The sequence below is a fragment of the Sphingomonas sp. LaA6.9 genome (assembly GCF_022601895.1).
In the GTDB taxonomy this organism is placed as follows: Bacteria; Pseudomonadota; Alphaproteobacteria; order Sphingomonadales; family Sphingomonadaceae; genus Sphingobium_A.
Genome location: NZ_JAKVIO010000029.1, coordinates 1 through 17,912, shown reverse-complemented (window position 1 = coordinate 17,912; position 17,912 = coordinate 1). Strand labels below are relative to the sequence as shown.

At 62.9% G+C, this 17,912-nt stretch carries 12 protein-coding genes; 3 read left to right on the top strand and 9 right to left on the bottom strand.

Features of this window, described 5'->3' with window-relative positions; translation table 11 throughout:
* Positions 1-88 precede the first annotated feature (88 nt).
* Entirely contained in the window at positions 89-1,384 is a 1,296-nt protein-coding gene (locus MKI88_RS14380; RefSeq protein WP_241632083.1) for a phage integrase central domain-containing protein, read from the top strand.
* A gap of 65 nt (positions 1,385-1,449) precedes the next feature.
* Here the strand turns inward: MKI88_RS14380 and MKI88_RS14375 are convergent, their stop codons facing one another.
* The 9 genes from MKI88_RS14375 to MKI88_RS14335 all read right to left on the bottom strand — a co-directional run bounded on the left by MKI88_RS14375 (position 1,450) and on the right by MKI88_RS14335 (position 15,380).
* Entirely contained in the window at positions 1,450-4,191 is a 2,742-nt protein-coding gene (locus tag MKI88_RS14375) for a hypothetical protein (protein ID WP_241632082.1), read from the bottom strand.
* On the bottom strand, positions 4,188-5,027 hold the full coding sequence (locus MKI88_RS14370; RefSeq protein WP_241632081.1) for a hypothetical protein: 840 nt from the start codon (positions 5,025-5,027) through the stop codon (positions 4,188-4,190). Before MKI88_RS14370 ends, MKI88_RS14375 begins: the two co-directional genes overlap by 4 nt.
* Positions 5,027-7,132 carry an AIPR family protein gene (locus MKI88_RS14365; RefSeq protein WP_241632080.1) on the bottom strand — a complete coding sequence of 702 codons (2,106 nt, stop codon included), beginning with the start codon at positions 7,130-7,132 and terminating at the stop codon, positions 5,027-5,029. The genes MKI88_RS14370 and MKI88_RS14365 overlap by 1 nt, the downstream gene beginning before the upstream one ends.
* A complete protein-coding gene (locus MKI88_RS14360) occupies positions 7,132-8,112 on the bottom strand; it encodes a PD-(D/E)XK motif protein (RefSeq protein ID WP_241632079.1) in 981 nt (326 codons plus the stop codon). Before MKI88_RS14360 ends, MKI88_RS14365 begins: the two co-directional genes overlap by 1 nt.
* Entirely contained in the window at positions 8,109-10,865 is a 2,757-nt protein-coding gene (locus MKI88_RS14355; RefSeq protein WP_241632078.1) for a Z1 domain-containing protein, read from the bottom strand. The genes MKI88_RS14360 and MKI88_RS14355 overlap by 4 nt, the downstream gene beginning before the upstream one ends.
* Complete coding sequence (locus MKI88_RS14350; protein ID WP_241632077.1) at positions 10,858-12,342, bottom strand: ATP-binding protein; 1,485 nt, start codon at positions 12,340-12,342, stop codon at positions 10,858-10,860. The genes MKI88_RS14355 and MKI88_RS14350 overlap by 8 nt, the downstream gene beginning before the upstream one ends.
* 101 nt (positions 12,343-12,443) lie before the next feature.
* Positions 12,444-13,925, bottom strand: coding sequence for a DNA cytosine methyltransferase (locus tag MKI88_RS14345; RefSeq protein ID WP_281063744.1), 1,482 nt, complete (start codon positions 13,923-13,925; stop codon positions 12,444-12,446).
* On the bottom strand, positions 13,922-14,332 hold the full coding sequence (locus MKI88_RS14340) for a very short patch repair endonuclease (protein ID WP_241632076.1): 411 nt from the start codon (positions 14,330-14,332) through the stop codon (positions 13,922-13,924). Before MKI88_RS14340 ends, MKI88_RS14345 begins: the two co-directional genes overlap by 4 nt.
* Positions 14,333-14,666: 334 nt before the next feature.
* A complete protein-coding gene (locus MKI88_RS14335; protein WP_241632075.1) occupies positions 14,667-15,380 on the bottom strand; it encodes a DUF6118 family protein in 714 nt (237 codons plus the stop codon).
* Positions 15,381-15,872: 492 nt separating this feature from the next.
* On the opposite strand from MKI88_RS14335, the gene MKI88_RS14330 reads away from it, so the two are divergent.
* Together MKI88_RS14330 and MKI88_RS14325 are read left to right on the top strand one after the other, a co-directional pair.
* Entirely contained in the window at positions 15,873-17,366 is a 1,494-nt protein-coding gene (locus tag MKI88_RS14330; RefSeq protein ID WP_241632074.1) for a DUF389 domain-containing protein, read from the top strand.
* Positions 17,363-17,912, top strand: a 550-nt coding sequence (locus tag MKI88_RS14325; RefSeq protein WP_281063743.1) for an SLC13 family permease, incomplete at its 3' end; no start/stop codon positions are given. The genes MKI88_RS14330 and MKI88_RS14325, both read left to right, overlap by 4 nt.

Genomic DNA, 17,912 nt, shown 5'->3' with positions numbered 1-17,912 from the left:
CAGCGCAGCTACAGTAATGGCAATTTGTTGGTAGAATTTCAGCGCCTACCAACACACCCGCCACCAGCGGGATTCGAAGCTGGATACCATGCTGACCGACATCGCGCTCAGGGCCCTCAAGCCCGCAGACAAACCCTATAAGAAATCCGATGGGGGCGGACTCTTCATCCTTGTCCAATGCGATGGCAAGAAATTCTGGCGCCTCAGCTACCGTTTCGGGGGCAAGCAGAAGCTTCTTTCCGGGGGGCGTTATCCCCGGGTCGGTCTGAAGGCCGCACGAACCTGGCGAGATGCGGCGAAACAACAACTCGCGCGAGGGCTCGACCCATCAGCCGAGCGCAAGGCTGACAAGGAACTGCTCCGGGCACCCGTTTCGAACGGCTTCGAGGATGTCGCGCGCGAATGGCTTGAGACGCGCACCCTTGGCTGGTCACCGCGCTATGCGGCGCTCGTTGTTGGCCGGCTCGAGGCCGACGTTTTTCCTTTTATCGGCAAGACCGAGATCAGCGCGATCACACCCAGAACGATCCTTGAGGTGATCCGCAGGATCGAGGCGCGGGGGGCTGTGGAAATGGCGCACCGCGTGAAGAACCATGTAAGCGAGATCTTCCGCTTCGCGATACCCGATGGGCGCTGCGAGAGTGACCCCTGCCGAGATCTGTCGGCAGCGATGACCAAGCCAAAACCAGTGCAGCACCGCCCAAAGGTGAGCGCCCGCGAACTTCCCGAATTCTTCCAGCGGCTGGGTACCGATGGGGGCTCGCGACTCAGCCATCTGGCTCTGCGCTGGACCATGGTCACGATGGTGCGCAGCCAGGAAACGCGCTTTGCTGAATGGTCCGAATTCGAGGATCTTGATGGTGCCGAACCCTTGTGGAGAATTCCCCCTGAACGCATGAAGATGCGCTCCGAGCATCTCGTGCCACTGTCGCACCAGGCAGTCACATTGCTCCGTGAAATCCATGGGCTCAACATCTTCCGCAAGGCGGGCAATATGCGGCTCGGCCGTTTTCTCTTTCCTGTTGCGGGCGCTCAATCACTGGTCATCAGCGAAAATCGAATGCACCACATCATGTATCGGCTTGGGTTGCGGGGAAAAGCCACCGTCCATGGATTTCGAGGTCTTGCGAGCACGGTCCTCAACGAGACAGGCCTGTTCAAAGATGACTGGATCGAACACCAACTTGCCCATCAGCCACGCGGCGTCAGGGCCGCTTATAACTCAGCGCTGTACCTTCAGCACCGTCGGCCCATGATGCAGTGGTGGGCGGACTATCTCGACACGGCCGAAAAAGCCGGCCTTGAGGGCAAGGCGCTTCCAGCTATGGCGATTACGCGGCCCCGCCAGCCACAATCGACGGTGCTACTTCCATGGGATGATTAACCGGGTCCCGCATCCTGACCGGTTATTGCCATTGATTTGCCGGGTTAGGTTTGAGGAAAGACCAGCTACATGCGCTCCTGATTACGCTCGACTAGTAGTTCGATGATGTCTAGGTCACTGGCGTCCGCCGGAAGATGGAAGTCCTCAAGTAGCAGCATGTCCACCTCTCGCATCAATGGATGATCGCGCAATCCACGCTTGTCCCGCCCGAACTCTTCCGACACCTCAGCGACATGGCGTGCATTTCGCCCAACCAGTTCCGCAAGCTTTGCTCCAGTCCGGTTCTTCTCTGAAAAACGAAGGTGAGCAGGGCTGCCGTTCTCGGAGGGGCGGATCGCGAAGCTCCACGGAAACGGGAACGCGTCAAAAGTCTTGCCGACCTGAAATCGTGAGGCCCAGCTGGTGGCGCTGGGAAGCAGAGCCCGTGCCCAGACTTCGAACAGCCGGGAAAGAAGAAACGCAGGGACGGCGCCGTCGCCGTCGATGAAGAACAGGCGCTGAGCAGGCACCGCGTTGGGATCCAGCGCGGTCATTTCCACAGGCAGGCGACCATCTTCCAGAACCCAGCGGCGAGCACCATCTGCCGGCCGTGACCACGCGGCGATCAGATCTCCGGTCCGTTTTCCTGAAAGCGCGCGATCGCTTCTCAAGCACGCAAGCCTGCCAGTCAGTTCCTCGGCGAGGGTATCGCCCGCATTGGCGGCGTTCCAGACCGCCGGCCCCGGCAAGGCAATCTCCGGTTCGGCGCTACGGGTGTCGATCGCCGCGAGATACCGTCTGACCTGTCCTTCCAGTTCGGTAGCGGGATGAGCCGCGACGAGCTCCATCCACTGCGTTTCGGGCAACCGGAACACGTCCCGCGTATCGACACCACGTGCCGCGAGGCCCCGGTTCCTCGGGTAGCGATGGAGCGTCGGCAGTCGCATCTCTCGCGGGAGCGGAATGTGGCGATCTCGTCCCGCCAATGCCTGCAGCGAATCGACATCGGTGTATCGGACTACCGATGCTCCCTTGCGTTCCGCTTCGCGCAAGGTCCGCAGGTCCGGCGCTTCCGCCGTGACGACGATCGGCTGACCGGTCCGGTCCGATGGTTGAACGACTATGGCCAGATCGGGATGATCCATGGTCCGGAGAATGGAAGCAGGAACGTCGCGTCCTGCCGAGAGCGCCCCTTGCCATGGTCTCCCCGGATCGAGGGCCTCGACCACCGCCGCCTCGGCAAATTGCTCGAAATCGGGTCGAAGTGGCTGAAGATCCAGGAAAGCGTTCTGGATTCGTTTGCTGGACCGTTCGCGCATCTCGAATCCGACCCGCGCATGGATCTCGTCGTACGGCTGGCGTGCGAGGCCGGCCGCGTTGAGCTCTGAGGCCGTGGCTCGTTCGACATCAAACCTGCCGTGTCCGCCGAGGAAAGAGAGAGCACGGGGCTGCTTTGAACCGCGAGCATCTCTCAGCGGAGCTCGCAGCTTGCTGTCCAGCGCTGCGACCACGCTTACGGTCGCGACGATATCCGCCATGCGCCGGTCTACCGAACGACGCGGTTGGCCGGCCCAAAACGGCGAGCGAGCAAGGGTGGTGTCGATAATCGCATTGCACCTCCGCAGGAGCTGTTCGGAATTGTCACGCTCCTCCATGAGGACTGATGGACCATCGGACGGCGGCGCCGGTGCGATCAGAAAGGGTGTGTCGGGCTTCAGCGAGCGGACGGCGGCCAGGACAGCATTGGCGCGATCGTCGCGGAGTGCTTCGTTGCCGGCCAGCCAGACCACCAGCGCAAAGTCATCCAGCGGCATATCCGGCTCGATGGTCCCGACGACACTGATGACAGCGTCACGCGAGACTCGGGGGATGTCGTTGAATTCTCTCAGGTGCTCGATGCGGTAGGTTTGGGCGCCCCATATCGATCGTGCACCGAAACTAACCTCAAGCGGAGGCTCGAGATATCGCGCGATCTGCGCCGCGCGCCGATCCGCTGCGATGATCAGAACGCTCCGAAAAGGCTCGGCTGATGGTCTGCGCCCGACCGTCTGATAATCCAGCAGCGGCGATGGCTCCTCGGCCGGAGGCTCGGGAAGCACCGGCGAGGGCTCGCGCTCGTCAAGCCCTGCGGTCCGCAGTGGCAGTCCGACAATATCACCGAACCGGGTGATCGAGGCACGCAGCTCGACAGCGGCGGGCCCGCCCCCGATCGCGACCGCGGTGCCAGGCACCAGCTCGACTTCGAACCGTCCCGGTTCATGTTCCCGCAGGATGAAGTCACGCAGCGGACTCGGCAGCCGGTCTGGTCCAAACTTTCGATACTGACGTTGAAGTTCGATCAGAACGCCGGGCCGAAGGACCAGCTCCCGGAACGAAGCAGCGCCGGCGGCGCCGCCGAGCTTTCCCTCGAGAAAGGCGAGCGCGCCTGCCGCGAGATCCGCTGACACGGGAGATTCCGCGGCGACCGCCAGATCGAGATAAGAAAGAGGAGCGAGAGCGCGAAGCTGATCCTGGTACAATGCCAACGCGTCGAATAGCTGACTAGGCGTTCCAGCGAAAACGCGTCCTCCCCAGAGGAATACATCCTGCCAGGGTGCCCCCGGACTGACGATGATGGTGGTATCAGGCAGCGGGATTATGTCTTCATCGTCCAGCAGTTCGAAGCTGGCGATGGTGGATGCGTGATCACCTTCCACGGCAGGAAGAGCGGCGTACCAAGCGTTCGCTCCCGGCCGGGCGACGTAAGCTGGAAGCGCGAAGCCCTGTTCTGTCAGTTTCACATAGCCTGACAGCCGCATGTCTTCGAATTCGTCCAGTTCGTCCGTCACATGATGCCCTTGTGCTGATACCAGTCTCGGCTGATGCGCAAGATGTCCTTCTGGAATTCGTCGGGCGCGCGGTTCGGCTGCCAGTCATAGAGTTCAACATCCGCGCCGAACGCCTTGATCTCGTCGAGCAGGGTCACATTTCCTTCGAGATACTGCTTTGGCAGGATCACGAGTTCAACATTGCCCGGCAGATCGATGTTGTGGCTCGCCGCCAGTTCGATCGTCGAGGCCCGCTTGTCGTGCTCGTTGCTCCCTTCGACACCCATCCGCGCGACATCGATGAAGCCTCTCGTGACGCTCTCGCCGGCGGGAACCTCATCTTGCAGCCCTTCTCGGAGACGTCCCTCGAAATAGGCGTCAAGGGATCCAAATGCCCATCCGACATGGCCCACAGCGCCGGCATGGCTGGGCGCGACCGCATAGTCCTCCAGCGGAACGTAGGGATCGGCCTGCTTGGCAAAGGCCCCCTTTGCCGCGCCGCCGGTATCGAAGGGGTATACGTGCCGGGGATCGGCAACAGCTTCCGGCCGCAGAATGAAAACGACAGGAAAGCGGGACAGCTGGTGCGATTCCGTGTCCCCGAATTTCGAACGATAGGCAGGACGCAGGACGAACAAATAGAGAAGCTCGGCCTCGAACACGTCGCAGCGTTTCGTGATTAGTTTCCCGCTGCGGACGATCTCCTTCGCCGGCCATGCAGCCGTGACATGCACCAGCGGCAGAGCGGCCGGCAGGCCTCCCGGGGCCGAGCGGAGAATCAACTGCCGGTCATAGTTGACTCCTTCGCGCCGTCGCATGCCGCCAGGCCAAGTCGGCCTTCCGCCGCGTCCCGCCATCAGCCGGGCTCTCCATCCGCGTCGAATTGCGGCGTCTCGTCTTCCGAGCCGAGGAGACCGGCATGCCGGACAGCCTGCAGAGCGTCGAGCGCCGGCTTCGCCTGCTTGGTCGAAGGACGTTTGTCCCAGCCACCCGCGGCATATCCCGCAAGCGTGCGAAGAATGCCTGCTGTCTTCCAGTGAATTGTCTTGCTACGCTGACCAAGTTCCGCGGCCTGCATCCAGGTTGCGCTGTCGACCTCCATGCACCGACGGATGCGCTCGAAATCTTCGACGGAAAGCGCAGGTCCGGCGTGCTTCTCTGCGACGCCATCCCCGGCAGGCCGGGCGGCTGCGTTCGCGAGCTCGAAAGGCAGGGGATCGCAAAGATCCGGGAGGTCTTCCCGGACCGCCTTCCAGCATTCTTCCCGCTTGAACCATTCACCGGGATTGCGCTGGCCTGCGGTCGCACGCAGGACCTCGTCGATTCTCGGTGCCCAGCTTCGAAGGAGATCCTCCAGCTCCGAAGAGATCGCTTGGCGCCGCCAGATTCCCTCGAAGTCGATCCGGCCGCCTGTCCGCTGCGAGAGACCTGCGACGAGATAGGCGACGATCTGGGACCGGAACGCCGGAAAGGCCATCTGACGAATGATGCGTTCCGCCGCGCGGTAGAGGATGGCGGTGGCAATCAGGCGCCGGAACCACGCCTCGTCCGGCGGCGGCGGGGGCTGGTCCTTCAGGCGTTGCATGAAATGCTGGAAGTTCTTCTGCCCGCCCAGGCACACTCGGTAAGGCAGGCCGTTCCACGCATTGAGATATCGGGCGAGATCGAGCTTACTCAGACGGCGGGTGCGTGGGGTCTGCACCCGGAATGCCTGCTCATCCTTGGCGCGGTAGGACGCTTTCTGCTCGGCTGCGAGGTAGGAGCCCCGCGCGCGCTCATAGAACCAGCGGCCGCGACCGCTATCGATCCAGCAGTTATTTGCCAGCGCCTCGACTTCCTGATGGAACGGGTCGTTGGACGAAAAGTCGGCCTGCTGCACCGTGTTCTGACGGTTTGCGGCACGGGAGACGGAGCCGACCATCTCGGCAAGGTCCCCGCTGGTGACGCGGATGATCTTGACCGGAACCTCGACGCCGTCGAGCGATAGACGATCCTTGAAACGGGCGCGGTGAAGTGAAGCCGTGGTCTGGCCACCGTTGACGATCTGAAGACCTCGCAGCCCCGTGATGAGCGACCGGCCGGCTCCGTCATCGTCGAACTCGATCTCGTCGACCGTCGCGACGATGCCGTTGTTGTATGCCAGGAACATCGCGGGCTGGTCGGCGATTGTCCGCCGGAGCTCCGCGTTGACGCTCTTTCTTCCCTGAATTCCGAGAAAGGCGCGCACGTTGAGTTCGAGGAGACGGACGCCATAACGCTGATAGATTTTCGAGAGCATGTCGCCCGGCATGACGGTCAGATAGGCTTCGTAGCCGCCAGCGTGCGGGCGAACCGGAAGACACGGGAGCGCTGCGCCAGCGAGCTGTCGCAGGTCCACCGCGATGTCCGAGCGGGTCTCACCCTCGCCGAGGATCCGATGAAGACGGACCATGTCGAAGGCGTCATGCTCGATGGTCCGCCCCGACCATTCTCCGTCTGCCGGCAGGGTTGGGCCAGTGAGCTGGTCGGTGAGCAAAATCAGCCTGATCGAGCTGATGCGGTCGGCTTCGCGCTCGATCCGTCTCGCGAGGTCGCTGGCATCAGTGTTCGAGGGTTCGAGCTTGTCGGCGAGACCTTCCATCGATGCGCGAGCGAAGCGAAGCGCGCGGTCGTAGGCGCTTCTGATGTCGGCCGTCGGCAGGCGTACCGGCGGAATCTCTCCGGTGTGGATCGTTGTAAACAGCTCAAGCGCTCCGCGCTCATCATCGATGGCGTAGCCGTCGATGCGATAGCTGGCGCGGCCGGTATGGCCTTCCTGATAGAGATCGAAAGCCTGTTCCAGGCGTTCGGCGTCCTCCAGCCGTTCCAGGACCAGCTTGGTGAACATCTCTCCCGAAAAGAGCGTCGGAGCGTCCGGGCTGGAAACGGCCTCCTCAATGTCTGCAGCGAATGCCTCGGCAAAGCCGTGAAGTGGGTCGTCCATCAGTGGCCCCTCCGTGCCAGCGAAACCATCACCGAGGACCATGGCTCCGCGGCGGATCCCAGCTGACCGAGATCCAGCACATAGCTGACGTCGAGAATGGCGGGCGGCACGTCGCCCCGCCGGATGCGTGGAACGCCTGTGTCGACGCGATAGACGACGATCTGCTGCAGCGACGTGCGGAGACCCGAACGCGCCCGGCGGTCGTCCGGGCTCAGTCCGCGCCGAAGCAGTGCATTGGAAAGCTGCCGTTTCGCCTCTACATCCGGCAGCGCCGCCGTTATCCGCTCCACGAGATCGTCCACGCTTTCCCCCTGCGGCGTTTCATAGAGGCGGACATGAACCAGGTCGAGCCGGTCGAGTCCGCCATCGTCTAGCTGATCGAGCCTGGAGATCGTCACGCGTGATCCAGGGCCTGTCGTCGCCTTTACTTCAAGCGCTTGGCCAAGATGTTCGAAGTCGTGAATCCCGTCATCCGGTGCCTTCCAGGTGGTGAGCAGCGATGGATCGTCGGTGAGAAGATCGTTGAGGATCCGAAGCTCGCCGATGAGGCCGATGATTTCGCTTCGGGTCATACCGTCGCCGATGGAGCGCAGGAACAGGCGCCAAGCATCCAGCCGCGTCAGCACGGCGGGCAGCGCCTTCGGCCCCGATACGTTGGCGGCGTATCCGATCACGTCGGCGCCGAGTGTCGCGAAAAGGTCGCGCCGTCCGGAATCCTCGAGCGACAACACCAAGCTCTGGCCGGTATCGGTCGCCGCGCGTGCGCAGCGCATGCCGCCTACCTCGAATTCGACATCGTCAGGCAGGCCGTCGCGCGCGTCGAACAGGAGGCAAGGACTGTGGTCGGCCGTGCGCAGCGCCGCATGGACATCGAGCATTCCCGCACCATCGACACGCAGACTCACGAACCGTCGCTGCCCTGCTCCCGCCCCAGCAAGCCGGGACCAAAGTGATGCAAGGTCGGCCTGGGTGACGGTCACCGCAGCCGATCCTTCTGCAGCACGGTATTCTCAACATAATATCTGAGCGTCGCGGTGGGGCTCTCCGGAAAGCTGATCATCACCCCGATCACGGGCCCTTCGGTCTCGACCGTTCCCGGCGTAGCCGGGTCGAGCGGATAAAGAATGAGCATGCCGTGCTCCGGGCGGCGACCACGGATGCGGCGGATGTCCGGGCCCGCCGGGCGGTCCGACGGCCCCTGACCAACAAAATCGCGGATGCGGTTGGTTTCGGCCAGAGCCTCAGCATATTCGGCATCTGTGAGGTCGAGCGCCTCGTCGGGTGGGTTGAGAATCGATCGCACGATGTAGCGGCCGGCGACCTGACGCGTCGCGAGTGGCCGACGGATGGTGCTTCTGAGCCGTTGCCCGGCGATCTGAACATCGCGGCCGTCGCCCGACGGAACGAATACGGTCCATGTCGTCAGTTCGGAGGTAGGCTGCCGCAGCTGTTCCTCGACATAGCCCGCAAGCCGAGGAGCCTCGATTTCGCGGTTTTCGGGCGGGAAGCTAAGTGTCCGGAGATAGGAGGCAACCCGATCACCGGGAACATTCCGCCAGACGAGCCCCGCCGCGGTTCCAGCGCCGCCGGGGCGCTGGAAGCCTGTTTCCGGAGCGTCCAGGGATTCGAGGAAGGTGTCGGTGGCCGTGGCGTTCTGCTCAAGAAGGCCGCGCTCAGCGTACATGACCGTCTGGATCTTGCCTTCGCCTGCGAAGCTCGTGGGTCGTTCCACCGCATGCCTCTGTTTGTTGGGTGCGGTCACGTTCATGACGCTGTGTGATTCGACCTTGAGGCCGTAGTCCTTGGGGGTCTGGAGCATCAGTCGCATGTGAACGAGCTCTGCGCGCAGTTCCTGACTGGCGGTCGCTACGTGTCGGAACCAGTCCTCCATGTCCGGCGTGGTGTAGAGCCTGCAGAGGTCCGCAAAGCCGCGGCGGTAGCCGAACCAACGGCCCATCTGCAGCAGGCTGTCATACTGTTTGGCGATGCGGAGGAAATAGCTGACCATCAGGCCCTCGAGTGTCAGCCCTCGGGACAGCTTGTCACCGCCGATCGCAATCACCGACAGGCCGGTCTCACGATAGCGGTCATAGTCGAGCGCGGCCTTGGACCGGCCGTTGGCGACAATGACCTGGATCTTGTCGCTCGAATCGGACAGGAGGGCCCGGATCTCGGGCCAGCCCACGGATATCATTCCCCGGTCGAAAACCGTGCCGCGGATGTCGGCGGTCGTCGGCACGAAGTCCTCGCGCCACAGTGTCTCGAGCTCGGCGAGCGTTTCGGCGTCGCCTCCGGAGATGCGGGCGCGGATGTCGTCAAGATAGCGCTCCACCTGAGAATGCACCTGATCATGGACATCGACGAAACGGGAGACGTGGATGAGCATGGAGCAGTGAGCCGATGGCCGCCCGCGCGCCGCCCGTGCAGCGCATGCAAGCAGGAAGGCTCGCACCGCTTCCTTGAGCGAGGGCGGAAGTTCGGCCTCCCCTTGGTAGCGTGGGCGTAGATACCTGTCGTGCGGGTCGGGGATCCAACCTTCGGTGCCCTGATCGACATGGCGGGTCAGCGGCAGTCCGACACTGCCCATGTCGTTGTTGGTGCCGAACACCGCCGCTGGGCCGAAATAGTCGTCCGGGGGCGTCAGCGCGAAGATGAAGGTCGAAGGGAAGAGATCGGACCCGTATTTCTCTGCCGCCCGTTCGTCGTGGATCAGGATGTTGGCGAACGGCGTCGCGGTATACGCGACATAGGCTGATCGCTTGAACGCACCCAGCATCCTGCGGATCTCGCCGTTGATGCGAGTCGGGTCATAATCTCCGTCGAAACTGCCGTCCGGCAGCGTCGGCTGATCCTTGGTATCGATCGACGCCTGATCGGCCTCGTCATCGATCAGCAGCAGCGGCGCACGCCGGAACTCCTCCGGCAGTTTTCCAATCCATCCGTTGAGGTTGCGCATGATGGTCGCGTTCTTCTTGACCACGAACAGGCATGGTTGGTCGAGCGGAGCGAAATTGGCCTGACGCGCGAACGCGACGTTGAAGTCGCCTGTTGGCGAAGCGAGCGTCAGGCTGCCAGCGGGCAGTGCCGGAGGGATGAGGCCGACGCCTATCGCCTTCAGCCGTCCGGCGTCTTGCTGATCCGGCTTCGTATCATAGCCGAGAAAGTCGAGCTCGAGCCGCATTTGTGTCTGTAGCCGCAGCAAATTGTGCATGCCTGCGAGAACGATGATCACCCTGTAGCCTGCGTCGACGCTGCGGTTGATCACGCCCGCATAATGCGCGGTTTTGCCCGATTGGACATCGCCGACCACCAGACCGCGCCAGTTCCAAGGGCCGTCGCGTCGAGGATCGTCGAGCAGTTCGACGACACGCGCCGTGCTGTCGCGCAGCTCCTCAACCGAGCGGACCGGCCAGTCGTCCTCCTGCAGCTTCTGCAGATATCGAGCCATAAACGGGCCGGGTCTGCGTCGCTCGCCCACATACCATTCGAGCGGGACTTCGCGGTCGATGATTGCGACCGCGTGCCCCTGCTGAACCACATAGGCAGTCTCCAGCACGCGGACCGCTTGTTCGATCTCGTCTTCGGTGAAGGTATGGTCCGTCCGTCGCGCGACGATTGGGATGACGGAATCCACGGCATCCCGGATCGCGGCCCGGTCTTCCGGACGCTCGTCGGTCGATGTCAGGAGCTGACGCGCCATGTTGGTCAGAGTCTGGACGGCGGTATCACTCATCGCTCTTTCCCAGCTTTTTCAGCACGGCCTTGCGCAGCGCGGGTGCTTCCAGCCGAATGCTTCGCAGTAGTCCATCGAGCGCCTCCTCGGGGCTCGCACCTGCCTTCGAAGCGCCGATCGCTGCAACGAGATCATCGACCAGGAAGCCGTCGACCGCCTCGAGGTCGACCGCAGCTTCGACATTTTCCGAGATGTCCAGCCAGATCCTTTCGACCGGCACCGAACGCTCGATCAAACTGATGGCGGCGCGGGCGAGGCGACGTGTCGAGGCGTCACCCCCGAGCAGCTGGGCAATGACCGGGTGCTCGCGGTTGATCCGGTAGCTCCGCTTTCCAGATCGATGCTCCTCATTCCAGACTGGTGCCGGCGGCTCCTGCCCGGGTTTCATCGTGCGGATCTGTCCACCGCGCCAAGCGAACACTTCGCGAGCGCGGTCGCGGCACTGACCTCCCATCGCGGACAGACGTCCGCGCAGTGCGGCAGGCGGGCGGGCGCGAGCCTTCCGCACGTCGATGCGCCACAGGGCGTCAGCGCTTTGAGGCAGATCGATCGTGATGCGGGCGAGCCGGCTGCTCTCGTCCTTGGTCCATTCGCGGTGGCCGCCAAGCCCGAGCCAGCTTCCAGCAACCACGAGCCGCTTGGCCCGATAGACGTAGAACCCCTGACGTTCGGCCCAGCCACCGGGGCCACCTGCTGCATTGAACTCCGCCTCGTTTGCGAACCGGTCGCGATGGGGCAGAACGAATGGAGTGACCTGCACGGCCTGCGCCCCAATTCCGATGCGGCCCGCGCCGAGCGGTCGGGTTGCCGGATGCGTGCGCAGCATGGGATCCCAGCCATCCACGGCGCGGCCGTTGATCGTGATCCGGATGCGGCGGGCATCGCCGTCGAGGAAGCGATGAAATACCATGGCGAAATGGTCTCGCGCATCCTTTATCTTCGAGAAGAACGCTTCCTTGTCGAGCCCGAACAGGCCTCCGAGCTCATCCATCTTTTCGAGCGCGATCAGTGTGCCTTCGGTCTCGGTCGGAATGGCGACATGCTCGAACGGATCCGGGAAAGTCCCGGTCTCGACACACCAGTTCTTCGCCTTCAGCACCTTCTCGACGTCCCAGCACATGCTGCTGGTGCTGCCGGCATGATGGCTAACGACGGTGAGCCGCCGGCATTGAGAGAGCGACGCCGTCTTCATGCCGAGTCCGAAGCGGCCCAGATCGTCCGGGCCGCGCTCTTGGTTCTCGTCACCGCCGAAACGCATGCCCTCGAGAAGGGCATCGTGGGACATGCCCGGCCCGTCGTCGCGCACCGCAATGCGGGGTTCACCCTCGTTCCAGTCGATACTGAGATCGATGTGATCGGCACCGGCAGAAATGGAATTGTCCACCAGATCGGCCAGCGCGGTTTCGGGAGAGTAGCCGAAGCCACGGAGGGACTTCAGCAAGGCGCCGGCATAGGGCGCGATCTCGATCGTCTTCAACTCTTACGCCCCCTCCTCGGAAAGCGGCATCGCACGGGAACCGCTCCTGAATAAACCAAGATGCTATCGTTTGGTTGTTCGCGCCGGTCGCCGTGCTCGGATCAGGCGGCCTCGTTCTGCTCCCGATTATCTCGTCGATCCCGCATCAGTGCCTGACCCAGCTCGCCCCGCAGATGTCTGCCGATTGCCAGCGCAAGCAGCGGCGGGACGGCATTCCCGATCTGCCGGAAGCCGGCGTTCATCGCGCCCGCGAAACGGAAGCCGTCCGGAAAGGATTGAAGCCGGGCGGCCTCACGCACGGAGATCATCCGCTGCTGCCGGCTGTCCCAGTGGATGTGCGAGTAACTGTCCTTGCCGAGATGCGCGGTTAACGTGCGCGACGGGGAGGTCGGTTCCAGCTTCCACCATTTGTTCGGGAACTTGCCGGGGTCATACGGCGGCACGCAGCTCTTACGGATTTCCTCCCACGCTCTGCTGCCCTTGCGGGGCCGTGGATGATGCTCGGCGAGGCGCTCGGAGAATATTTCCTCCGCGATCTGCAGGGCGCGCGGATAATCGGCGCCGACCCGCATGCGCCGGAAGATCGCGAAGTCGCGCGGCGTGAGGCGCACTAGGTGACCGTCGGTTGATCGGCGGGTCGCGAACCCCTCCCATTCGCGCATGCGACGCGCATAGGCGGACAGGTCATTGTTGGTGCGATAGGGCAACTGCTCGGTCAGCTTGCGTCGCCGCATCGTCCTCGGGTCGCGGAAATGCTCCGAGATGAACGGGAGATCCGAGAGGGCCGCCCTGACCGCCACGGCTCCCGGAAGATCGGTTCCCGGTGCGGGGATGGGGTGGAAATGAGAGCCTTCCGACGGGATGTACTTGAGAGCGACCGTGCGCGCACCTTCATATCCCGACGGCAGCTCGGCGGCATGCGTCGGGTCGGGAAAGGTTGGCCGCAACCCGAGCGACCTGTCATAGGCGATCAAGAACAGCCGCTCGCGCATCTGGGGCACGCCATAAAAAGCGGCATTGAGCAACGTATAGCTGGTCTCATAGCCCAGCGCATCGAGCGTCTCGCAGATCTCCTCGGGGATGTTGTGACCGCCGAAGTTCAGGATGTCCGGGACGTTCTCGATGATCATAGCGATCGGCTGGACTGCTTCGACATACTCGAGAAAACGTCGGTAGAGCTTGGCCCGCGGATCGTTCCGGAAGGCGTCGTCGTCGCCCGTGACCGATCGCAGCTTAGATCGGCCGATCCGAGCGAAGGCCTGACATGGCAGACCGGCAGCGAGCACATCGAATGCGCCCGAGGCTTCCGCAAGATCCAGATCGGCGGCGAGGTCGGCCGCGCTGCATTCGACCATATCGCGCGGAAGCGCCCAACGTTCCCGATCAACACCTTCGGGGGAGGAAAAGTTCAGCGCATAGCTCTCTGCCGCCACAGGGTCATTTTCGACATGGCCGACAAGTTCGAAGCCGGCGGCGTGCAGCCCAAGCGACATACCGCCGCAGCCCGAACAGAGTTCAAGCACGCGGGGTGCATTGCCCAGCCGGAGACGCTCCAGCTTGGCGCGGCGGATCGTCAGGCTCATGCCACTTCCTTTAGCAGCCGGTCGATGCGTGCGGCGAGATCCGCCTGCTTTGTTTCGCATTCCCAGATCACGATCGGCCGCCAGCCCGCGCGGCGCAGCCCGTTCATCGCCTCCTGGTCGCGTGCGACATTCCGAGCGAACTTCCGCGACCAGAATACCTCGTTCGACTTCGGAATGTAGGCAAATTTACATCCGTAGTGGCGATGCCAAAAGCACCCATGAACGAACAGCGCGGTCTTCCTGGCAGGAAAGGCCAAGTCCGGTGTGCCGGGAAGATCTTTGCGATGCAGGCGGAAACGTAGACCGAGCGCATGGGCAGTCCGCCTGACAAGCATCTCCGGCTTAGTATTACGTCCTCGAATTCGGGACATGACCTCTGAGCGTCGCTCTCTGGTCAAACTGTCCATTGCATGTTCTCCTGGCGCTCCGTGAAGCTCTATCTGCATCGCGGCGGTCGCGCTAGCCTCCCGTTGTTAGTTTGATCAAAGTATCTACCTGAAGATGTACGAAACTCCCTTCTTCTGACGAGAGAATGGAGGTTGCCCATTAAAGGTTAGTCGTTTGCCGCGCGCTCCCATAGCTCTGCCTTCTGCGCTGACGTGAACCAAATCCGCGACGTCACCATAGGACACCTCGTTCATCAGCATGATTAGAAGGTGTTGCGATGACCAGTTGAACCCGCCAGTCGAGTGCCGACACCCGATTAGCTGTCGCTAATACTCGACGAGGCTGCCCAATCATTCAGCTCGCAGGCTCAGCGCTAGACCCGATCCTGATGGCACATGGAACCGGCTTCTTTGCCTCTTGCGCCTCCTTTTCGCATTCCGCGATTTTTTCGCGATTATCGCGCAGCAACGCGGTGGCCTCGACAAACGCATTCCAGTCCTTCGGGCTGCCCGCGCGTAGAAGCCGTGTTCCGGCCTCCCACATTGTCGGCGCCCCGATCATATGGCCCGCCATGCGCTCAGGCAGATACCAGCCCTGAGGCATGGTACGCAGGATTACGCCTGGCAGGAATGACCAGATCAGCATCCCCGCCAGCAGGCCACCGCACGCGGTCCATTTTAGGTGATCGTGCTGCTCGCGGATCGTGGCAATTGTCCCGGCAAGCGCATTCATGCGCTGCGCCGCGTGGTCGATCTGATTCCGTGCCTGTTGGATCGTAGTGCCATCTGCTGTACGCGCCATCGCCCCAGCCGCTTCGATCTGTTTGGCCATCTCCGCAGGCGTGAGCCTCATGGCCGGTCTGTCGCCCAGTATGTTGATGGCCTTGTATACCCTGTCGAGGCGGCCTGCCATCTCCCCCAGGGTTTCGCTGTAATCGGGGGTGGCCTCTCTTTTGGCGGCTAGGCCTGTGATGGCGGCCTCGAGCAGATCCACCTTTTCGCCAAGCCGCGTGAAAGCCAGCGCCGCCGGGTCGGATTCGGGTTGAAGCACTGGCACGCTCACATTCATGATCGTTTCTCCTTATCGGCTAAGGCCACGGTCGCGTCGCCTCTCGATCCCGGAAATCACGAGCACAGACAGTTGGACCGGGTTGGCCTCAATTCGACCCGATTAGACGCCTCTTGTGTACCGATTTGTGTCCGGAGGCGGAAAAGCGCGCTTGGTTTCTGAAATGGGAAAATGAGATTGCGAACAAGGCTTGGGCAGCTGGCTTGGGAGACGTACTTGAAATTCCCGTTGCTCCAGACGGCCGAATCTGAGACCGGCCAAACTTCGGCATCCGCCGACATCTCGGACGTTCGACGCGCCATTTAGTGCCCCAATAGTTGACGTCTGTTCATCTGACCATTGATGTCCGCTACTGACCGTGGACTCTGATCAAGCTCGAAACGACGCATTCATCGATCGCTTTTAGCTCTTGATTGGCAGAGGAAGGCGGCATTGCGCTATGACCCGGTTGGATCGCAGTCATCCAACGGGAGGCTTTGCTTGAACGAAGAAATGACGAGCAGGATTCCGATCCGACGCGTTGGCTCCGCGCAGGTGCTCCTTCGCCGTTGGTGGGCGAACCATGTCCTCATCGGCATCGATCATCGCGCGGTGGTCGAAAAGGTTCGAGAGGATGCACGGTGGTCGCCCCATTTTGCGTTCATGACGCTGATGTCGGCGGGGATAGCGGTGCTTGGGCTGCTCCTGTCCTCACCCGCCGTCGTCATCGGTGCGATGCTGATCTCGCCATTGATGGGTCCCATCATCGGGCTGGGATTTGCGCTCGCAACCTTCGATTCAGTCGAAATGCGCCGAACGCTGCGCGCACTGGCCGGCGGAATTGCGCTTGCCGTGGGATTTTGCGCCCTACTCGTGCTGCTCTCGCCGCTGCAGAACGTTACGCCCGAAATCGCGGCGCGCACGCGCCCCAATCTTTTCGACCTGCTCGTGGCGCTCTTCTCGGGTCTCGCCGGGACCTATGCGATGATCAGGGGGCGCCACGGAACGATCGTCGGCGTGGCGATCGCAACGGCGCTAATGCCTCCGCTTGGTGTCACGGCATTCGGCCTTGCAACGATGAACGCCCCGGCACTCGTCGGATCGTCGCTGCTGTTCTTCACGAATCTCATGACCATCGCCGCCGCCGCCGCAATGCTGGCGCGGCTCTATGGCTTTGCGCCTGATCTGTCGCCCACCCAGACGCGGCTGCAGGCGACGATTGTGATCATCACGCTGGTCGCGCTCGCCGTGCCGCTTGCGCTGTCGCTGAGGCAGATTGCATGGGAAACCGTTGCGCTCCGGCAAGCGCGCGAGACGATCGGATCGCATTTCGGGCGAAATGCGCGGCTCAGCGAAGTCGAGATCGACTATCGGGCGACACCGATCGCGGTGTCCGCCACCGTGCTGACCCCGCGCTATCGTCGGGATGCCGAACAGATTCTGGCCGCGCGGCTGCAGCGTTTGCTCGGCCGCCCGGTGCGGGCCGAGATCGATCAGGTGCGGACCGAGGACAGCGAGACCGAGGCGATGCAGGTCACGGCAGGAAGAGGGCTGATCGCGGAGCGCGCGGCGGGTCGGGTGGCGGAGCGATTGGCTCTGGTGGCCGGGGTCGATCAGGAGGCGGTGCTGATCGATCGGGTCGGGAAACGTGCCCAGGTTCGCTCAGCCGCGCTGCCGGGAGCCGATATCGGGAGCTATCGCACGCTCGAGGCGCGCGTTGCCGCGGTCGAGCCGGGCTGGACCGTGACGCTGGTGCCACCTGCGGCCGATTTACCCGATGTGGAATTTGACGACGACACCCCCAGCGAGGCGGGCGCTGATGCAATCGAAACGGCGGTCTGGGCCGCGAAGCGGCTGAACCTGCCGGTCGGCGTGAGCGCGGCGAACCGGACGCACGCCGAGGCCGTCGAGGCGGCGCTCGTCGAGGCAGGCGTTCAGGCGCGAATTGTCGAGAGTGGATCGGGCGGCACGGTCCATATGACCTGGTTGGCCCCGACAGGGCCATGATGCCAGGCGACGCCGCCCTGAGCGCAGCGATCCTGTTGTTTGCGCTGGTCCTGTTCGTCTCCGAAAAGGTCCGGCACGATCTGATTGCCGTGGCCACGCTGCTTGCGTGCCTCATCACCGGACTGGTCACGCCCGACCAGGCCTTGCTCGGCTTCGCCGACCCGGCAGTCATCGCCGTCGCAGCTGTGCTCATCGTCGGACGCGCGGTGGAACTGACGGGGATTGCCGCTGCGCTCATGCGTGCGCTGGTGCCAGCGCGTGCAACATTCGCGATCCAGCTGGCCACGCTCATGGCCGTGGCGGCATTGCTCTCGGCGTTCATGAACAATATCGCGGCGCTCGTGATCACGATGCCGCTTGCGACCGAGATCGCCCGCCGCACCAAGCTGCCGCCCGGCGCGGTCCTGATGCCGCTTGCCTTCGCCACCATTCTGGGCGGCATGACGACGCTCATCGGCACGCCAGCCAATCTAATCCTGTCGTCGATCCGGGAAGAGCAGCTCGGGGAGCCCTTTTCCTTCTTCGCGATGACGCCAGTAGGCGTCG